Annotated in this window: 14 protein-coding genes; 6 read left to right on the forward strand and 8 right to left on the reverse strand. The window is 50.2% G+C overall.

Features of this window, described 5'->3' with window-relative positions:
* Positions 1 to 100 precede the first annotated feature (100 nt).
* From LCH85_18205 to LCH85_18220, 4 genes are all read right to left on the reverse strand, one after another.
* On the reverse strand, positions 101 to 1,603 hold the full coding sequence (locus tag LCH85_18205; protein ID MCA0353933.1) for a sugar transferase: 1,503 nt from the start codon (positions 1,601 to 1,603) through the stop codon (positions 101 to 103).
* The gene (gene obgE, locus LCH85_18210) at positions 1,579 to 2,892 is read right to left on the reverse strand and encodes a GTPase ObgE (GenBank protein ID MCA0353934.1); all 1,314 of its coding nucleotides are present in this window, start codon (positions 2,890 to 2,892) and stop codon (positions 1,579 to 1,581) included. The genes LCH85_18205 and obgE overlap by 25 nt, the downstream gene beginning before the upstream one ends.
* Before the next feature lie 146 nt (positions 2,893 to 3,038).
* Positions 3,039 to 3,230: a hypothetical protein gene (locus LCH85_18215; protein ID MCA0353935.1), complete on the reverse strand. Its 192-nt coding sequence runs from the start codon at positions 3,228 to 3,230 to the stop codon at positions 3,039 to 3,041.
* Positions 3,231 to 3,481: 251 nt separating this feature from the next.
* Positions 3,482 to 4,993 (reverse strand): integrin alpha, encoded by a 1,512-nt coding sequence (locus LCH85_18220; protein MCA0353936.1) that lies wholly within the window; start codon positions 4,991 to 4,993, stop codon positions 3,482 to 3,484.
* 160 nt (positions 4,994 to 5,153) lie between these two features.
* Here LCH85_18220 and LCH85_18225 point away from each other — a divergent pair, with 160 nt between their 5' ends.
* Positions 5,154 to 5,618 carry a low molecular weight phosphotyrosine protein phosphatase gene (locus tag LCH85_18225; protein MCA0353937.1) on the forward strand — a complete coding sequence of 155 codons (465 nt, stop codon included), beginning with the start codon at positions 5,154 to 5,156 and terminating at the stop codon, positions 5,616 to 5,618.
* A gap of 66 nt (positions 5,619 to 5,684) precedes the next feature.
* On the opposite strand, the gene uvrA is transcribed toward LCH85_18225, so the two are convergent.
* Complete coding sequence (uvrA, locus tag LCH85_18230; GenBank protein ID MCA0353938.1) at positions 5,685 to 8,726, reverse strand: excinuclease ABC subunit UvrA; 3,042 nt, start codon at positions 8,724 to 8,726, stop codon at positions 5,685 to 5,687.
* 347 nt (positions 8,727 to 9,073) lie between these two features.
* On the opposite strand from uvrA, the gene LCH85_18235 reads away from it, so the two are divergent.
* Positions 9,074 to 11,560 (forward strand): VWA domain-containing protein, encoded by a 2,487-nt coding sequence (locus tag LCH85_18235; protein ID MCA0353939.1) that lies wholly within the window; start codon positions 9,074 to 9,076, stop codon positions 11,558 to 11,560.
* 5 nt (positions 11,561 to 11,565) lie between these two features.
* Here the strand turns inward: LCH85_18235 and LCH85_18240 are convergent, their stop codons facing one another.
* Both LCH85_18240 and LCH85_18245 read right to left on the reverse strand, forming a co-directional pair.
* Positions 11,566 to 11,832: a hypothetical protein gene (locus tag LCH85_18240; GenBank protein MCA0353940.1), complete on the reverse strand. Its 267-nt coding sequence runs from the start codon at positions 11,830 to 11,832 to the stop codon at positions 11,566 to 11,568.
* Between the two features lie 42 nt (positions 11,833 to 11,874).
* The gene (locus LCH85_18245; GenBank protein MCA0353941.1) at positions 11,875 to 12,711 is read right to left on the reverse strand and encodes a hypothetical protein; all 837 of its coding nucleotides are present in this window, start codon (positions 12,709 to 12,711) and stop codon (positions 11,875 to 11,877) included.
* Positions 12,712 to 12,827: 116 nt separating this feature from the next.
* On the opposite strand from LCH85_18245, the gene LCH85_18250 reads away from it, so the two are divergent.
* From LCH85_18250 to LCH85_18265, 4 genes are all read left to right on the forward strand, one after another.
* A complete protein-coding gene (locus tag LCH85_18250) occupies positions 12,828 to 16,568 on the forward strand; it encodes a CHAT domain-containing protein (protein ID MCA0353942.1) in 3,741 nt (1,246 codons plus the stop codon).
* 12 nt (positions 16,569 to 16,580) lie between these two features.
* A complete protein-coding gene (locus tag LCH85_18255; GenBank protein ID MCA0353943.1) occupies positions 16,581 to 17,378 on the forward strand; it encodes a caspase family protein in 798 nt (265 codons plus the stop codon).
* Positions 17,379 to 17,485: 107 nt separating this feature from the next.
* Positions 17,486 to 18,604 carry an STAS domain-containing protein gene (locus LCH85_18260; protein MCA0353944.1) on the forward strand — a complete coding sequence of 373 codons (1,119 nt, stop codon included), beginning with the start codon at positions 17,486 to 17,488 and terminating at the stop codon, positions 18,602 to 18,604.
* Positions 18,605 to 18,623: 19 nt separating this feature from the next.
* Positions 18,624 to 19,766 (forward strand): STAS domain-containing protein, encoded by a 1,143-nt coding sequence (locus tag LCH85_18265; GenBank protein ID MCA0353945.1) that lies wholly within the window; start codon positions 18,624 to 18,626, stop codon positions 19,764 to 19,766.
* On the opposite strand, the gene LCH85_18270 is transcribed toward LCH85_18265, so the two are convergent.
* A complete protein-coding gene (locus LCH85_18270; protein MCA0353946.1) occupies positions 19,763 to 20,449 on the reverse strand; it encodes a RecX family transcriptional regulator in 687 nt (228 codons plus the stop codon). The genes LCH85_18265 and LCH85_18270 overlap by 4 nt on opposite strands.
* Positions 20,450 to 20,516: the final 67 nt, after the last annotated feature.

A 20,516-nucleotide genomic window follows, 5' to 3' on the forward strand; every position in this document is an offset into this window, starting at 1 on the left:
CTTGTCGCAATTCCAATGCCACCACTATAGCACGGCCACGCTTAAACAAAACAGGCTATCAATTGTTGATAGCCTGTCGTGCTGCGATTTCAATTGCTATTTAGTATGCGCCACGACCAAACAGCACCGCCGGAATCGTCATGATCATAATTCGCAGATCAAGCCAGAGCGACCAGTGTTCGGTGTAGTAAATATCCAAGCGCACCATATCATCGAAGGTGGTGTTGGAGCGGCCTGAGGCTTGCCATAAACCAGTCAAGCCTGGAGTCACTTCCAAACGGCGATAGTGCCATTCTTGATATTGGGCTACTTCGTCGGGCACTTGCGGGCGTGGGCCAACCAAGCTCATTTCGCCGCGCAGCACATTGTAGAGTTGCGGTAGCTCGTCGATGCTGAGTTTGCGCAAAATCCGACCCAAGCGAGTAACCCGTGGGTCGTCTTTGATTTTGAAGAGTGCCCCTTCGGCCTCATTTTGATCCATCAGGCTTTTTTTGAGCGCCTCGGCATTGGGTACCATCGTGCGCAATTTGTAGACCATAAAGGTTTGGCCATGCTTGCCGATGCGTGGTTGGCGAAAAACCACCGGCGCTTGTGGATCAGAGAGTTTGATCATCAAGGCGGCCAAGCCCCAAATTGTGGCCCAAATCGGCGCAGTCAGGCCAATCATCAGTAAATCGGTGCTACGTTTGAACACATAATTCCAGCCGCGAATCACATTCTTTTTCAAGCGCAACAGCGGAATCGTACTCAAGCGCTGAATGCTGACGCGATCGAAGCTCAGTTCATATAAATCGGGGGCGACGCGAAATTCAATATTGAACTTACGGCAAATTGCCACGACTTCGGGTAGGCTGGTGTGCGCCCAAAATGGCAGGGCAATAATCACTTGATCGACATGGCGTTGACGCATAATCTGCTCGAATTGGCTGAGCGTGCCAAGCCAGCGAAATTGCTCACCTGGTGCGGCCACATCGTCGCGATCATCGGGCGGGCCTTCGACATAGCCCAACAAATGATGGCCATGATCGAGCGTATATTGCAATTCTTCCATCACCTGTTTGGCTAGGCCACGATTGCCGACCACCACAACTTGTTCTAAGCCAACGCCGCGTCGCCATGCCCAGCGCCGCAACATGCGCAAACTAATCCGGCCAAACGTCAGCGCCACAATCACGCAAAACCAAACAAACACCATAATCAAGCGCGACCATAAATCGGCGCGATTGATAAATAGCCACATGACCGTGAGGGCAAGGGCAATTGTGGTGCTGGTAACGATAATACTAAACGAATCGAAGGCTGAGGCTGAACGGGGCAGGCGATAAAACCCGCGCCAGTGCAACGTGCTAATCAGCGTCAACATAAACACCAACATCATCGGGTAGAAGGCCGAGAGTTGGCGATATGAAGCTGGGTCGTAAATATCACGACCTAAGCGGACATCGTAACGCAGCCAGTGCGCTACGGCAAAGGCTACTAAAATCAAACATCCATCGAGCAAGGTCAGAGCCAGCCGCGATGTGGTTTGACGCACATCGCGCTGCGAAAAAATCGGTTGGCTGGTAGACCAATCGCTCATCATCCAATCGACTCGTCTTGCCATAACAACTCAGCTTTTTCAATCCGCACAGGATCGCCATGGCGCACACCAGCAGCAAACAGCGCTGCTGAAACGCCCATCGCTTCCAACACCCGTTGGAGCCGATCGAGCGATTCGCTTTGGGCAAAGTTCGTCATTGAAACAAGCCGTTCAATTTTCTCGCCATGGACACGTAACACCCCATCTTCCTCAGTTTCGAGCCAGAAATCATTCGGGTCGATATTGCTGAAGCGGAAGGTCAGAATTTCCTCACTGTACGGCAGGCGGGTAATCCGTTCGGGCATTTCACGTAGAATATCGACAATTCGGCGTTGCAACGGTTGCAGGCCTTGGTTGGTTGCTGCCGAAATTGGAAAGATATTTTCCGGATCAATGCCCCAAGCGATAATTTGTGGACGCATCAATTCGTCAAAGGCCTCGGCATCGGGAATATCGGTTTTGTTCAAGGCGACCAGTTGCGGGCGTTGAGCCAATTCGCTGGAGTAGGCCTTGAGTTCAGCGTTGATCGTCAAGAAATCTTCAAAGGGATCGCGGCCTTCAGTGCCCGCAGCATCGAGCACATGCACCAAAATTCGCGTGCGCTCAATATGGCGCAAGAAATCGTGGCCCAGCCCAACCCCACGGCTGGCTCCTTCGATCAAACCTGGAATATCGGCTACCACAAAGGTAAAATCGTTGAATTCGGCTACGCCTAAATTGGGCGAAAGTGTGGTAAACGGATAATTAGCAATTTTCGGACGCGCAGCGCTGACCATCGAGAGCAAAGTCGATTTGCCCGCGTTGGGGAAGCCGACCAAGCCAACATCAGCAATGACTTTTAATTCAAGTTGCAGCTCACGCTCTTCGCCAGGCTGGCCAAGCTCGGCAATCCGTGGCACTTGATTCGAGGCAGTGGCAAAGTGGGTATTGCCCAAGCCGCCCTTGCCACCACGGGCTACCAACAATTTTTGGCCAGGAAACAACAAATCGACAGTTTGAACTTCGCCCTCAATTTCGGCGCTCACAATCGTACCAGGTGGCACACGAATAAACGTATCTTCGCCTGTGCGGCCACGTTTGCGCTGCCGACCAGCGTTCAAGCCCTTATCGGCTTCAAAATGGGTTTCAAAACGAAAAGGCAATAGCGTATTTAAATGAGGGCTTACCTCAAGATAGACACTCCCGCCACGGCCACCATCGCCACCATCGGGGCCGCCACGCGGAACATATTTTTCTCGGCGGAAAGTGGCCATACCATCGCCACCATCACCAGCTTTGACTGTAATCAGCGCACGATCTATAAAATCAGACATAAAAAGTCACCCGCTTCGTGTGGTTAATTATTCAATTGTGATTGTAACGCAGGATACATGAAGAATCGCATGCTGTCCAATGCGTTTAGACACAAAAACGACGCTCTCGCGAGCGCCGAATAGCTATAACTATACCATAATTTGGCCTAACCTGGGGTGATTTCTTCGGCTGGTTCAATGCCTAACTCATCAGCCCCATCGCTAGCATCAGAATCTGACTGTGGGCCACCGACTGGCACAACTTGATCTTCGGTTGCGCCATGGCTACCATCAACCTCGTTTTCATCAGGCCGAATCGTCTTATCTTCAGCGGTGATTTGGGCTTGTGGGTCGGTCATCGTAGCAACTCCAAACTAAACAAAAGAATATCTGCCCAAGCTCTATGCAAGCCTTATGCCATGAATATTGGAAGGATGAATTATGAATTATGAGGGATGAAGCTAGATGATTCGTGGAATTTGTAGCTAAAAACCTAAACTTAGTGTCCTTCGTGCTCTTCGTGGATCAACAACGCTTATTCCTAAAAACACCAACAGCAGCGACACCGGAGAACCAGTGATGTCGCTGCTGTTGACGAAACAACCGCCGATTACCGCATGATCATCGGCATATAAACTGTTGTTGGCAGGCGACCAACGATATAGGCATAGCCTTCGATCTGGCTGCCAGCAAGGTCGGCTCCCAGAAGCAAATCGCCATGTCCATCGCCAGTAGCGTCGCCCAAACCTGCTACTGCCCGCCCAAGTCGGCCACCGCCAACAACCCCATCAAGGCTAAAGCCCTGTTCTACTGTCAAATTGGCCAAATTAATTGTATTGCTTACTGGTGGCGTGTTGACCACATACACCCGACCTGTATCTGAGCCAAGGCTACTATCAACTCCATAGGCTCCGATAATCAAGCGTTGATCGCTATAACCCACCGAAAAACCAGCCTCATCACCAGCTTGCTCTCCCACGAAGCGCACGGTATTGCTCAACGGTTGAGCCAAATCAAGCGTGCCACTGAAGGCTGACCCATAAATCAAATCAACTCGACCAGCGCCGCCAGCAGGAAATTGATCACTGCCAACTGCCAAATCGCCCCGTTGATCGCCATTCAGATCTCCAGTGCCAACCAAGCTGATGCCAGCGCGATCACTCACTCCAGCCCCAGCAATTACAAAGCCATTCTGGGCCAGCGCTCCGATAGGATATGAGGCGGTGGTGTTAGCACCCCATACGACGGCCACGCTACCAGCAGCGCTACGCCCAAATGGATCGGCCACATACGAGCCTACCAAAATCTCAGGTTTGCCATCGCCGTTCATGTCGCTAGTGCTACCAACCGCGCTACCAGCCCGATCATTAGCAGCAGCACCATCAATCCGATAGCCATAATTGCTAGCAGTTGCCAAATCGAGGGTTGTGGTGGTGGCTTTGCCCCAAACCACATAGGCTGCACCAGCATTATCGGCGCTGGCATCAACCCCAATTGCCCCGATTACGATTTCATTCAAGCCGTCATTATTGAGATCTTCGACCCCAATCAATGCATAGCCCACCCGATCGCCTGCTACAGCACCATCGATCCGATAACCATGATTACCAAGCGCCGCCAAATCGAGGGTTGTGGTGAGCGAGCCGCCCCAAACCACAAACACACTGCCAGCAGTCGCTCGGCCATTGGGCGATTCGCCCCACGCACCGATGGCAACGTCGTCGATTTGGTCGCCGTTGACATCGCCAAGGCCAGTGACGCTCCAGCCAGATGAAGCACCCTCACTGGCCCCATAAATTGCCACGCCCCGTTCGGCCAGATCGGGGGCTTGCAAGGTTGCGGTAAGTGCTTGACCCCAAATCAGATAGCTGGTGCCAGCGTTGTTGCGACCCAACGGGTCGGCTACCCAAGCACCGACCAAGCTATCGGCCAAGCCATCTTGATTAATATCGCCAACGTCGGCCACGGCATAACCAGCATGTTCGCCAGCACCGCCCGTAAACGCCACAATTGTTGTTTCGGCGAGACTTTCGCTGAATTGCTGGGATTCAGCGAAAGCCCAACCACTTAATCCAAGGGCAATGCCACAGCCGCATAACCCAAGTAATTGACGCAATTTCAAACCAGACCCTCCAAGAACGTGTGCTACGATGAGTTTAGACGGTTATTTCCGACTAAATTGTTTTTATATCGCGAGACTATACTCGATCTTCAAATTCACGTCAAACTGGTATACTAAAGGGAGTTTTTGGCTTGATTAGAGGTATCTAGAAGGAGTGCCCATGGTTCGGGTCTTATTTGTTTGTTTAGGCAATATTTGTCGTTCGCCCATGGCCGAGGGCATTATGCGCCACTTGGTCGAGCAACGAAAGCTTAGTCATGCGATCGAAGTCGATTCGGCGGGCACGAGCCATTATCACATTGGCGATGAGCCGCACCACGGAACTATGCGCATTTTGCGCCACAATGGCATTAGCTTGAGCCATCGAGGTCGCCAATTTGGCAAAATTGATCAACAGAATTTTGATTATTTGATCGCGATGGATACGCAAAATCGCCGTGATATGCAGGCGGTTTTAGGCTCAAACGGGGCTGAAGTACGCTTGATTCTTGATTACATTCCCAACGGAGTCAAAGGCCGCGACGTGCCTGACCCTTGGTATACTGGCAATTTTGAGGAAGTCTATGCGATGTTGCACACTGCCTGTAATGCTTTGCTTGATGAAATTGTGGCAACAAAACTCTAAGATTTTTAACATCAAATCCCCGCTAGCCATCACTAATGCGTAGCTAGCGGGGATTTCTAATTAATTTCAGCCAAGATTCAGCAAATCGCGCAAAAAGACCGCTGTGTGCGAAGTTGGATGTAAGGCCACTTCTTCAGGCGTGCCTTGGGCGATAATATAGCCACCGCCAGTGCCACCCTCAGGCCCAAGATCAATAATCCAATCGGCGGTTTTGATCACATCAAGGCTGTGTTCAATCACCAGAACCGTATTACCAGCCTTGACCAAGCGCTGAATGACCCGCAACAGATTTTGTACATCGGCGAAGTGCAAGCCGGTAGTTGGCTCATCGAGAATGTAGATTGTGCGGCCAGTGGCCACCCGCGCCAATTCTTTGGCCAATTTGACCCGCTGAGCCTCGCCACCAGAGAGCGTCGTAGCCGATTGGCCAAGTTTGATGTAATCCAAGCCAACATCGTGCAAGGTTTGCAGCACTCGCTTGAGTTTGGGGTGGTTCTCGAAGAATTCGAGCGCGGTGTGCACATCCATATCCAGCACATCGGAAATGGTTTTGCCTTTGTAGCGCACTTGTAAAGTTTCGCGATTGTAACGTTTGCCCTTGCACTCATCGCAGCGCACCCACACATCCGCCAAGAAGTGCATTTCGATCTTTTGCTCGCCATTGCCTTGGCAGGCTTCACAGCGCCCACCTTTGACATTGAACGAGAAGCGGCCTGGCTCATAGCCGCGCAGTTTAGCATCAGGCGTATTAGCAAACACCTCACGAATCTGATCAAACAACTTGACGTAGGTTGCAGGATTCGAGCGCGGCGTGCGGCCAATCGGCTGTTGATCAATATCGATCACTTTATCAAGTTGCTCTAAACCTTCAAGCGTATCGTATTTGCCAACCCGCAACTGGGCGCGATTGAGCAAATTTGCCAAGGCTGGATAGAGCGTTTCGGTGATTAATGACGATTTGCCTGAGCCAGAAACCCCAGTTACCGCGACCAGCGTGCCCAAAGGAATCGTAATATCAAGGTTGTTGAGGTTATTGTGAGTTGCACCGTGCAAAGTAATATGGCCATGCGCAGGCCGACGGGTTGGCGGCACTTCAATTTTCAAGCGCCCCGACAAATAGCTACCAGTCAATGAGCCATTACTGCTGATATATTCGGGCCGACCTTCAGCGACCACCTTGCCGCCGTTGACTCCTGCACCAGGCCCGAAGTCTACCAGCCAATCGGCGGCTTTCATGGTATCTTCGTCGTGCTCAACCACAATCACGGTGTTACCAAGGTCGCGCAGTTTAGTCAAAGTATCGATCAATTTGCGATTATCACGTTGATGCAAGCCAATTGATGGCTCGTCGAGAATATACATCACACCCATCAAGCCAGCCCCAATTTGTGAAGCCAAGCGGATGCGCTGAGCCTCACCGCCAGACAGCGAGGGAGCCGAGCGATCAAGCGTGAGATAGTGCAAACCAACATTCAACAAAAAGCCCAAGCGCTCACGAATTTCTTTGAGCACTTCGCCAGCAATTTCCAATTGCCGACCATCGAGTTTGGTCGGTGTTGGCGCGGCGGACAACAGCGGCAACACTGTGGTATCTAAACCATCGCGGCTAACCCAGTGGGCATCGCTGCCAGTTAAACCACAGGCCCATGCATAGCCTTGCGCCACAGTTTTGGCACAAATTTGTTGCACATTTTCATCACCAACCGTCACTGCCAAACTTTCAGGCCGCAGTTTCGCCCCATGGCAGGCATGACAAGGCTGATCGCTCATCCATTGTTGGTAATGCTCGCGCATATTTTCAACGCCAGTTTGCTGGAAACGGCGCATAATTTCTGCACCCAAGCCTTCCCAACGACGATAATACTCACCCTTGGACTGACCTTCGCTCCAAACATGCTTGACCTTTTCACTGCCAGAGCCTTGCATCAAAATTTCGCGTACCTGTGGGCTGAGGTCTTTCCATGGGGTATCGAGATCGAATTGATAGTGGGCGGCGATGGCTTGCAGAGCGCGATAGCCCCAGCTACCAACTTTTTTGCGCAACTCACCCCAATAGGTTACCGCGCCATCGTGCAACGATAAATTCGGGTTTGGCACGAGCAGTTCTGCATCAACTTCTAAGCGCGTGCCCAAGCCAGCACATTCAGGGCAAGCTCCTTGCGGCGCATTGAACGAAAACATCTGTGGGTTGAGTTCAAGGAACGAGATGCCACAATCAACACAGGCATAATCCTCGCTCATCACAATATCGCCCGCAGCGTTCATGCCGCTAATGCTTGATTCTTCCTCGGGCAACAATTCTTCTTCATTAACTTCGGCAGCAACCGCTTTGGCCTTGGCTTTTTTCGATTTTGATTTTTCGGTTTGTTGGGCAAACTCAGGAATAGCGATAATAATTGTGCCATTGGCGGTGCGTAGAGCAGTTTCAACACTATCGTTGAGCCGTGAACGAAAGGTTTCGTCGTCGTCGGTTGGCACGACCAAGCGATCAACCACAATATCAATTGTATGTTTAACTTTTTTATTGAGTTTAATGTCATCTTGCAAATCGCGAATTTCGCCATCGACCCGTGCCCGCGAAAACCCCTGCGAGCGGGCATCATCGAAAATATCTTTGTATTCGCCTTTGCGAGCGGCTACCATCGGCGCTAAAAGCATAAAGCGCGTGCCTTTGGGCAACTCTAGCACCCGATTGACCATTTGTTCAGCAGTTTGCGAGCCAATGGCTTTACCACATTTATGGCAATGTGGCACGCCAATCCGCGCAAACAAGACCCGCAAATAATCATAAATTTCGGTGACCGTGCCCACCGTTGAGCGCGGATTTTTCGAAGCCGATTTTTGTTCGATGGCAATTGCTGGCGAAAGCCCACCAATGAAATCGACCTTGGGCTTTTCGAGTTGGCCTAAAAACTGGCGGGCATACGAGGAAAGCGATTCAACATAGCGGCGCTGGCCTTCAGCATATAAGGTATCAAAGGCTAACGATGACTTGCCTGAGCCAGAAACCCCCGTCAACACAACTAATTGATCGCGTGGTAGTTCGATGTCGATATTTTTAAGATTGTGCTCACGTGCGCCCTTGATGACAATTTTATCCTGCGCCATACACCCGCCTTTATCGTAAAATCTATAGTATTCAAGCGCAATTTTGCTGCTTGAACAGGAAAAAGCCCCGAACGTTGCTCTCATGGCAGCGCTTGGGGAATTGATTAATCGAACAGACGTGTTCATTATAACAGAGTTTGCCCGCCATGATCCGCGACTTTTGAATGAACTTTGTTAACTGAGGGCTGAGGGATGAAGGATGAAGGATGAAATTTTTAATACAGAGTCACACAGGGATGATTGCTCTAATCAAGTGGCCTTCATAATTCATCCCTCATAATTCATCCCTCTATTTATGGTATGCTTCAAATGATGATTTGTTGAGATTACCCCGCGATGGCGATTGCATGATATTTTTGGGATTATTCCTCATTATAGGATTGAGTGGCTGGTGGATTGCCCGCAAAACAACCCTCGATTGGCGGGTAGTTGGGCTGCGCTTGGCGAGCTTAGCTTGTATTTTGCTAGCACTGGCCTTGCCTCGCAACCAAGCCAATCAACAATCCAAGCCCTTGATTTTGCTGGTTGATCAATCGGCCAATTTGCCTAGCGAGTTGCGTGATGCTGCTTGGAATGAGGCCGTGAACTTCTACCAACAACAAATCGAGCAACGTCCAGTGCGCTTGTTGGCCTTTGGGGCCGATGTGCGGGTGAGCCAAACCGACCAGCGCCCAGCAATTGATCCCAATGGCAGCGATTTGGCGGGAGCGTTGCAATTTGCGAGTGGTTTATTGCCGCAAGGTGGCGATATTATTCTGCTCAGCGATGGCGCTAGCACGACCACCAATGGGCAAAATCAGGTCAGCACATTTGCGCAACGCTCAATTCGTTTGCATGGTGTGCCAATCAGCTACCCCGAAACCGATATTCGGGTGGAATCGCTGATTGTGCCGCCAGCTTTGCGCGAAGGCGAGCGATTTAGTGCCGATGTGGTGCTCTATTCGAGTGTTGATGGTCAAGTGCGCCTCGAATTAAGCAGCGACGGCGTGGGCTTGGCGGGCCAAACCATCAACGTAACCCAAGGCCGTAATCTGGTTTCATTTCAATCGACCGCTGGTGCTCGCGGCTTTCATCGTTTTCAGGCAATGTTGCTTGCGACTAACGATCAGCAACCTGCCAATAATCAACTTGATGCTTGGACGGTGGTTGGGCCACCGCCGCGAGTATTGATCATCGAACGCTCGCCAGATAGCTCGGCCAACTTGCGCGATGCTTTAGAAGCTGCCAATTTAGTGACAGAAGCCTTACGCCCTGCAGCCTTGCCAACCAGCCTCAGCCAACTCAGGGTCTACGATTCAATTGTGCTTCAAGATATTTCTGCCAACGATTTAAGCCTTGATCAACAATTGGCCTTGCGTGAATTTGTGCGCAGCCTTGGCCATGGTGTGGTTGTATTAGGTGGAACCAATAGTTATAACTTAGGCAGTTATGCTGGCACGCCGCTCGAAGAATTATTGCCTGTTTCGATGGAGCCGCCGCCTCGCCGTGAGCGCCCAACCGTCACTTTGCTGTTAATTCTGGATCGCTCGGCAAGTATGTTGGGCGAGACGGGCAAAGATAAATTTAGCCTTGCCAAAGCCGCCGCAATTGCCGCAACCGATTCGTTGGGAGCCGATGATACGATTGGCGTGCTGGCCTTCGATGATACCAACGATTGGACTGTAACCTTTACCAAAGTTGGCCAAGGTGTGCAACTAAGCGAAATTCAAAATAGCATTGCTAGCTTAAGTGCTGGTGGTGGTACTAATATTTATGCTGCGTTGGAAGTTGGTATGGGTGGGTTGGCCCAACAAACAGGCAAAGTGCGGCATGCTGTGCTGTTGACTGATGGTCGTTCTGGCGGCGAAAGCTCCTACGAATCGCTGATTGCGCCGCTACGCGCCCAAGGCATCACGCTTTCAACGATTGCGATCGGCGGCGATGCTGATACCGTGCTGCTCGAATCGTTGGCCAAATTGGGTGCTGGACGCTATCATTTCGCCTCTAGACCCGATGATTTGCCGCGATTGACCTTGCAAGAAGCCGAAATTGCCCGCGAAAATCCATTAACTGAAGGTCAATTTCAGGCCAACCTCGCCACCCCGCACCCCGCTATTCGTGGCCTGAACCTCAGCGAAATTCCGCCGTTTGGTGGTTATGTAGCAGTGACACCCAAGCCTGAGGCTGAGCAATTATTGACCACCACCGAAGGTGATATTTTGCTGGCAACTTGGCAATATGGGCTTGGCCGCGCTACTGCTTTTACCTCGGATAGCGGCGAACGTTGGACTGCCACATGGCGACCTTGGCCTAACTGGGGCAATACCCTCGCACAAATTATCGCCGCAACCTACCCCAACCCAGCCCGTGGCGACCTACGAATCAGCAGCGAATTGCAACAGAATCAAGCAATTATCACCCTCGATGCTCAAGCTGAAACGGGCGAACTCTACGATTTGGCTGATGTAGGCTTGCGAGTGCTGGCTCCCGATGGCAGTGAACAAATCTTGCGTGCCCCCCAAATTGCGCCAGGTCGTTATCAGGCGCTGGCTGATGCCCCCCAAACTGGCGCATACCATATTTTGGCAGCGTTGGAGCAAGGCCCAAATCGGCTCGAAACCCAAGCTGGCGTGATTCATCCCTACAATCGTGAATGGGCGGTTTCGGCAAACCCCGCACTGTTGGAGCAATTGGTCGGGCTGGGGCAAGGCCAAATCGGCAGTTTAGAGCAAATTGCTCCAAGCCTGCAAGTTGCCAACCAAACCAGCAATAGCCAATGGTGGCCGTGGCTGATTGCGCTTGCCTTAGGTTTATGGTTGGTTGAAATTGCCATCCGCCGTGGAGTTATTCGCTGATAAGGCTAAAGCGGACGAATCTCATCATCTTGGATTTGGGTCAGTATGCCGTTGATATAGGTTGGATCAAGTCCAAAACGATGACCACAGAGAATGCCTAGCCCTTTGCTGCCACGCCGATACTCGCAGCCCAAGCATTGTTCAAATTTGGCAGGAGCATCATATAACGTGCATTGATCGCTGCGATTGCTGCCAAAGCTAATTAATTTTGGCGGAGTTGATTGTTCAACAGGTTGATCATTAAATAAGGCACGAGCAACTTTTTTGCGCATACTGGCCTCCTTGGTGTGGGGATGTGGCATATTTTAGCATGGTTAGGGTTGGGCGTGGGTTTGCAACCACATCTGTTGGCCATCGCTGCGAATATGCACCGAGCCATCGAGTTTTTCGTGGAGCAAGCGCCGCTCTTGACTGCCCCGCGCAAAATAGCTGCGCGGATCTTGTTGTTCCGTTTGGCCTTGACTGTAAATTAGGGCTTGTGCACCACAGCGGCTGGCCAGCAAACGATCATCGCCGCGCGACCATGGCCAAATCAAAACTTGGCATTGATTTGCTGCTACCGCCAATTGTCTGGCAACGTGATCGCTTGGGTTGAGGCCGATCAGGCTGTGCCATGCTCCAAACTGGAGCTGAATAATCGCTTGCGATCGGGCGCTGGGTGCAGCGAGAATCGTCAGTTGCACCTGATCTACTGTTATTTTTTGGCCTGATTCGATCAATACCACCCTGCTCCGTTGTTTGGTCAAGGCTTGGGCTAGCTCAGCAGCAACAGGATTTGGCTCGAAAGCAGGGGCTAGCACCAAATTAATCTGATAACTACGGGCTAATGCCAAGGCTCCACTTAATTGTTGTGGCTCGTTACTGGTCAAGACTAATAGATCAATCTGGCGTTGCCAAAATGGCAAGCGTTGACCCATAATGGCCATAATCGCCACTGGATCAGTGCTTGCATCGATGATAATCTGCTTGGCGTTGGGCGTTTGCACCAAAACACTATTGCCAGCAATCGCTGGTACGAATAGGTGAATATTGCCATCAGGACGATGTTGCCAGGCTTGCCAAGCGATTACTAGGCAGCTTAGCACGATAATTCGCCCAAGCCAGCGCTGCCAACCGCTCAATTGCTGCCAACGTTGCCAAAACTGTTGCATAAAATCACTCCTTGGAACGTTAATCACTTAGAGCCACAGATTGGCGAAAATTGGCATGACCGCGCGAATGTTGGGCATTTGCGACGCTGCTGCTGTTAGTGCGCTTGGAGGCAATGATGACCACAGCTTGGTTGACTCAATGGCTGGCCAAACAACGCTTAAATCCCCAATATCAACAAGGGGCAACATTGCACCAAGCCTTGCAATTGGTGCTCTACGATTGGATTCCCGCAGTATTCGAGGGTTTGGAGCAACAAGCCAAAGCCAATTGTTGGCCCGATCAAGGTTTTAGCCAACGAATAACTGCCAGCGCCAAGCAACTGGCACTGTGGCATGGCAATCCCCAACGCTATTGCGACTTGCATCAACAGCAAACCAACTTACCTTTACAACTCCCCAGCAGCTGGCAGGCCGACCAACCAACCCTGAGCGCCAAACAAATCGATGCTTTGCGCTCGTTTTGTAGCAGCGTGAGCAGTGATCCGCGCTCAGCCAGCTGGACGATTTGCATTGCCGATGAGGCTGAATTGTATGCTTGCGAGTTGCATGCCTATGCGCTGTTTGGCGATATTGCCGCGCTGTGGCAGCCAATTATCCAAGGTTTGGCCAAACTAAATGAACTTGAAGCAGTGATTAGTTTGATTTTGCTTCAGCGCGATTTAGCCGATTATGTTGGGATTATGGCGAGTTTCAAGCGTGCTCAACAGGCACATCCCAAGGCTGCCGAACAGCTTGTGCCTTGGCTCGACGATCAGCTAAAACCTGCTTTGATCGATGATTTGCGGGCGATGCTTGAGGCAGTTTTGCTAGCCTATCAACTACATAATACAGATGATCAAGCGTTGCTCCAAGCCTTGCAGCAAGCAATTATGGCGCTAACTCCAGCCGAAGTTGGGCCCGACGATGGTAAAGGTGAAGAAGCGCCTGCGCCAGCTCCGCAACGTGGCGTGCCGTTGCCAGCAGTTAATTTGCCAATGCCGAATATTTTGCGCTTTGCTACGCCCAAAAATTCACTTTTGCAGCAACTAAAAACTCATTGGCAGGCTTTGTTGGCGGGGGTTTTGGTCGATGAGCAGCTTGGGGCACGCCATCGGATGGTACTGCAATGGTGGCTGGCCTGGACTGAACATCAATTATTTAATGTAGTGCAAGCCCAAGCCTTGCTCGCCGAAATTCCTAGCACAACTGCGCCATTGGGTTTATTGACCGAGGCCTTGCGAGGCGAATTGGCTTTTTTAGCAGGCCAACCTGAATTAGCCCAACACTGTTTTGCCACAACCCTTGCAGCCAGTCAGCAATTAATCAGCGAGCCAACTTTTGCCAACCAAACCAGCCAAAATCAGGCTTTTGGTGGCTTATTGGCCCAATGGCAGGGCAATAGTTTGGTGATGTTGGGCGATTACGCGGCGGCTGAGCAGTGCTATGTCAAACTTACCAATTTGCTGGCCGCTGATGATCGTGAAGGCCAATGTTTGGCAGCGATCAATCGGGGCAATATCGCCTTTGTCCGCAATAATTTGCTTGATCATCGCGGCTATGTGAGCTACGACAAAACCGAGCAAGTGTTATTGCGCGGCGATAAACCACCCGAACACTTTCTAGGGCTGAAATATACCAAGCATCGCCAAGCGCTTGTTCAAGCCCAACAAGCTTATGCCGAAGCATTAACCTTGGCTGAGCAAGAGCCAAATTTGGCTCAATATCGCAGCTTGATCATCGCCAATCAAGCCAATATTGCTTGGCTCCAGGCTAATTTGCTGCTTGAGGCTAGTTGGTTTTCCAGCGAGTTAGCGGCAAGTTTGCAGGATTTAGGTGAGCCAGCTCAGCTTTATCAACAAGCCTTGGCATTGTTGCAACAAGCCTTGGCACTGCTCAACCAAACCACGGCAGATCGGGTGCTGCAAGCGGTGTTGTTTGCCAATATCAGCGAAGTTCAATTATTGCTGAAGCAGCCAGCCGAAGCCTTGAATTCTGCCCAAAACTGCTTGAAAGCGCTGAATCTGAGCGATCTCAAGCCCCAAGCGGCCCTGAAACAAGCCCAAATGCGTGGCGTGTTGATTCCCGATGCTGGCTGGCGGGTTTGGTTGACCATGGCACGAGCCTACGAAGCACTCAACGATCTAGCCAAAGCCCAACCAGCCTATGCCAATGCCTGCGAATTAGTCCAAGTGTTGCGCAATAATGTGCAGCAAAGCGATTGGCAAATGGCCGCGCTGCAAGATAAATTTCAGGTGTTCGAATGCGCGATGCATTTTCATTTCAAGCATTCCAGCGACCACACGAGCGTATTGCAATTGAGTGAAAGTTTGCGTGCCCATGGCTTTGAACAATTGCTTGAGGCCAGCCAAATTGATCGTGAGCGCGAACTCAGCCCTGAGTTAAAGCAGCAACGGCGAGCCTTGGCCGCCGCGTTGGCCGCGCGAAGCATGGCAATTCGTTTAGCCATGCAGCAGCCTGCTGGCGATGATTTAGTTAAATTATTGAATGATCAACGAGCAGCCTTCGCCGAGTGGCAAGCGCTTCAGAGCAATATCGCTCAAGCCTTGGAAAGCCAAAATCAAGAACTTCAGCCGCAACTGGTAACGTGGCCAAGCTTGCAAGCAGCCTTGAGCGAACGTCCCAACACGGTGATTTTGAGCTTTACGATTGGCAGCGAATGGAGCTATTTGCTGTATACCGATGGTCAGCAGTTGCAAGCATTTGAGCTAGCCTGCCGCGCCAAAATTGAATATGCCGTGGCCCGCTTAATTTGGTATGCCCAGCGTGGGGCAGCGCGTTGGCAAGAATTTGTGCGAGCTAATCGCCATGTTGTTGAGTGTTTGTTAGGGCCGCTTTGGGCGGCAGGGCTAAAAGAGCAGTTGCGTGGCAAACAATTAATCATCATTCCAGATGGGATTTTGTATTATTTGCCGTTTGATTTGCTGTTTTTCGATGACCCAGTTGATGCCAACCAGCAGCCGCTTGATCCAGCGACCTATCGCCAAAAAGCGCCTGATCAAGCTACGCCTGAGCAAATTTGCCGTGATCTCGTGCCATTTTATTGGCTGAATCACGCCACGATCTCTACTGCTCAATCGATTAGCCTTTGGCTGCAACTTCAGCGACAAGCAGCAACTCAAGCGGCAAATCTAGCGCTGGGCGTTTACAACATCAATTATCAAACCAATGTGCCAAGCGTCTACCCAGGCCATATCTATGCCCAAGAATTGATGATTAGCTACAACGATTTGAGCCAAACCAGTGTGCTCAGTAAGGTATTGGGCGATTTAGATGCGCATGGAACTACCCTTCAATTAACTGCTTGGCAGCCAGATCACACGCCCTATCAAGCTGAATTTCAATCCAACGAAGCCAATTTCAAGCGCATTTTGGCTGAGCAGGCCATGCGCTACATTATTTTTGCGGGCCATGGCGTGTTCAACGATAAATATCCGCAATTTTCGGGCTTGGTGTTTAATTTGGCCGCGCCTGATGGCAGCAGCGATCAGAGCGGGCAAGATGGATTTTTGGGCATTCATGACCTTTTTGAATTACGCATGCCTCATACCGAATTGATTTTTTTGGCAGCATGCCAAGGTGGTTTGGGCCTAATCTCGCGTGGCGAGGGCATCAATGGCTTGACCCGCGCCTTGATGTTTCGCGGTAGTCCGACAATTATTGCTAGCTTATGGTCGGTTGATGTGTTGGCAACCATGGATTTAGTTGAGGCTTATTTCGAGTTGCTGAGCCAACAACCAACCGCTGATAAAGCCGAAATCTTGACCAAAGCTAAGCAAAAAATGCTGGCCCAGCCCGATAAACCACATTTAGTCCATCCATTTTATTGGGCCGCTTTTATTCCAATTGGAAAGCGTTAGAAGGAGCAATCTATGCCAAAGCGTTTGTTGGTCGTGGCGATTGGAGTCAGTGTCTATGCCAATCCGGCGATTCCACCGTTGCCAACTTGTCGTGATGATGCCCAAGTTTTTTTAAATGCGCTACGACCCTTGAGCACCCAGCCCTTGCTTGAGCGAGTTTTGTTTGATGATCAAGCGACCAAAGCCAATATTCAGGCGACGTTGGAATGGTTGGCAGGCGAAGTCGCCGCTGATGATCTAGCGATTGTCTATTATTCAGGCCATGGAGCCAGCTTCGATGACGATAATGGCGATGAAAGCGATGGCAAAGAGGAGTTTTTGTGTCCATATGAATGCGGTATGGAGCAAGGGGTAGGCAGTTTTGTGCGCGATGATGAATTACGAGTTTGGCTGACTCCAATCCGTGAAAAAGCTCCGTTGTTGGTGGTGCTCGACGCTTGCCATAGTGGTACAGGTGCGATGGCTCCGGCAGGCTTGATCGCCAAAGAATTACCCGCAGGCTTGGTTAAGCAAATTATTGGCAATGCCACAATTCCGGCTGGCACTGGTGGCGATCCAATTCCGGCCAATCAAGTGCTTTTGGCTGGCTGCCAAGATAGCGAACAATCCTACATTCTGCCTGGCGAGCCAAACTCGTTGTTCACGGCCAAGTTGGTTGAGCAAATCGCCGCTGGCCAAACTACTGATATTCAAAGCCTATTTGAGGCAACCTACAATGCCGTGCTTGACGCTAGTGATTTGGCGGGCATTCAGCAAACCCCGAAGATTAGCAATGGCTTGAGTGCGCCGCTTGCGCTACGATCAGCCTAACCCGAATATCCCCTCTGCGGGGGAATCAAAACAGGACGAACAACAAGGCAAATAATTGACAAAGGGGGGATAATAAAGCGAATCTAGATAGCTAAGGAATCCCCTCTATGGTTATGCGCTTGCAAGCCTGGCTTCAACGTTTGCCCCAACAACATGTGGTCGAACGTCGCCAAGCAATGTTGCTACAGCATATGGTACTCACGCTAATCCTAGTTTCGGCGATTGGAGTTATTACCGCACCGATCACTAGCGGCTCCTCGAACCAAATGCTGTTGGCGGCTGTGTGCTATGGCGTGATGGGCTTGAGTTCGTTATTAGTGCTATGGCGAATCCGCTTTAATGCATTGCAACAAGCAATTTTAATTTTACTCAGCAACTTTTTGATTCAATTGCTGATTTCATTTTGGGCAATTGGCGTATATACCCAAGCGGTTGGTTTTACGCTGGTTTCATTTTCGATGCCAATTGTGTTGGCTGGTTTGTTGAGCAATCGGCGAGTCGTTTTAGCCATGACCAGCCTATCGCTGACGATTTTTCTGCTAATTGGATTGGCTGAATCGCGTGGCTTAGCAGGTAAATTGTTGTTGCCAATTAATCTCCAAGCAATCGTTGGTACATTTACCTTGCTCACAATTCTTCAGGCGGTGATTGTTGATCGTTTTGGTAGCAACCTACGCCACACCTTACACGAAGCTTTAGAGCGCGATGCCAAACTGAATCAATTACGCGATTCGCTTGAAACCACCGTCAACGAACGAACCACTAGCCTGAGCCAAGCGCTAGCCGAGCTTGAACAACGCGAACTTGATTTACAACACACCTTAACGACTCTGCAACATAGCAAACAGATTTTTACCCAGCTTAGCACGCCAGTCTTGCCAATTTTGCCGCGAATTTTGGTTATTCCCTTGGTTGGCGAGGTTTCGGGCGAGCGGGCTGAAGCGTTTGCCGAGAATATTTTCAACGCGATTGAGTACAACAAAGCTCATACGATCATTCTTGATGTAACGGGCGTAACCACCATCGACACCTTTATCGGCAAGGCTTTGCTACATATCGCTGGAACTGTGCGGTTTCTTGAGGTTCGCACTATTTTGGTCGGTTTACGGCCCGAAGTTGCCGAAACGCTGATCGCACTTCACATCAATTTTCCAGCGATTCAGACCTTTGCCAATCTTGAACAAGCAGTCTTATCGCTGATTAATCAACGACTTGAATTGAACTAGCACCGCAGAGGAGCAGGCTATGCTGAGTCGCTGGCGTTTATGGCTTGATCAATTACCGCAAACCAATCTGATTGAACGTCGCCAATCCCGTGCGTTCCAAGCGATTGTGCTGGGTTTATTTGGAATCGCGCTTGTGGGAGTGCTCAGTTCAGCGGTTATTTTTGTGGTTTTTCCGGCAACCCCCGATACCTTCAAACAACTATTGATGGCGATGGGAGCTTATTCAACTATGGGCATCGGCGCGGCGATTGCGCTCCAGCAGCTACGCCGCAATCATTTGCAACGAGCAGCAATGATTGTGAGTGCCAGCATTCAATTGATGTTATTAATCGGCTATGCGGTCGTTGGGATTTTACGTGAAAATAGCACCTATGGTTTTGTCTTTTTTACGATTCCTTTAATTATGAGTGCGTTACTAAATAACCGTAAAGTTTTAATGTTGAATGCAATTACCTCAATTGTAATTGTGGCTTCAATTGGTGCACTCGAATCGGCTGGTATTTTACAACCAATCGATATGATCGAAAATTTTTGGGTTATTTTTGTGACGATGACGATTGCAATTGTAAGTCAAGCCTTATTGGTTGAGCGGTTTGGTAGTAGCTTGCACATGGAGATTTACAATTTATTGCAACGTGAAGATGAATCACAACAATTAAAGCATTTATTAGAGCAAAAAGTTACCGAGCGCAACCAACGCTTACAACAAGCGCTGAATGATTTAGCCCAACGTGAAAAAGTTCTGCAACAAGCCCTCAGCGAATTACAAACGAGTCAAACGATTGTGGCTCAATTAAATATTCCAGTTATTCCAGTTTTGCCACGTGTGTTGATCGCGCCCTTGATTGGCGAAATGACTGCTGAGCATGCTCAAGCGTTACGCCACGATATTTTTGCAGCAATTGAACGGTCAAGTGCCCATACGATCATTTTGGATATTACGGGTGTTTCGTTGATCGATCGAGTTGTAGCTGAAACGATTATTCAAATTGCCAAGGCCGCTCAACTGCTTGGCACCAAAACCATTTTGGTTGGCTTGCGCCCTGAAGTTGCCACAGCCTTAGTTTCGCTTGATATGCAGGCAAATTTGGTAAAAAATTATCTGACGCTCGAAAAAGCCATCCAATCACTGCTCCAAACCCATATACGGCGAGCAGCTTAATCAATGTCGTCCCCTTCGGTTTCATCAGCTTCGCTATTTGATTGCAACTCTTGCCAAAGTTGATCAAGCACAGGTTTGATTGTGTCGAAGCCAAAGCCGCGTCGTTGCAGTAAGCCCGCCATTTTACGGCTAAACGCCATTTTGGTTGGCTCGTTGGCGTAGCGCCGCAAAGCAGTACGCGCCACACTGAAAGCTCGTGCTTGTTCCTCATCTTGGTCGGTTAATTCATGCAACACTTCGCTAATTAATTCGCGTTTGACCCCTTTTTGGCTCAGCTCTGCTTGAATCGCTCTGGCTCCCTTAGGCCGATGTTGCTGGCGATTCTCGACCCAAAACCGCGCAAAGGCTTCATCATTAACCAAACCAAGCTGAGCCAGTTTTTCAAGCGCAAAATCGATATGTTCATCGGGAAATTCACGTTGGCGTAGGCGGGTGCGAATTTCTTGGCTAGAGCGTGGCCGCGCTGCCAGAAAAACCAAAGCCGCATTATAGGCTTTATCGATCTCTTCAGCCTTGGCGATAGCTTGCCAATCGGCCTCACTCAATACCTTGCCTTTGTATAAACCTTGCTGTTCCAGCGTGCGCAAGCTGATACCCAAGGCAAACACCGAATCAATGTACAAATTGACCCGTTCGCGGTCGCGCTGTTGAATTTCGAGCATGGTGATGGTTCCAGTTGGCATGGCAATTCCTCAAACAAAAAGGCGTAGCATTGGTGTGCTACGCCCTCAGTAATCAATTGATAACGCT

The organism is Chloroflexota bacterium, assembly GCA_020161265.1.
Lineage (GTDB): Bacteria > Chloroflexota > Chloroflexia > Chloroflexales > Herpetosiphonaceae > Herpetosiphon.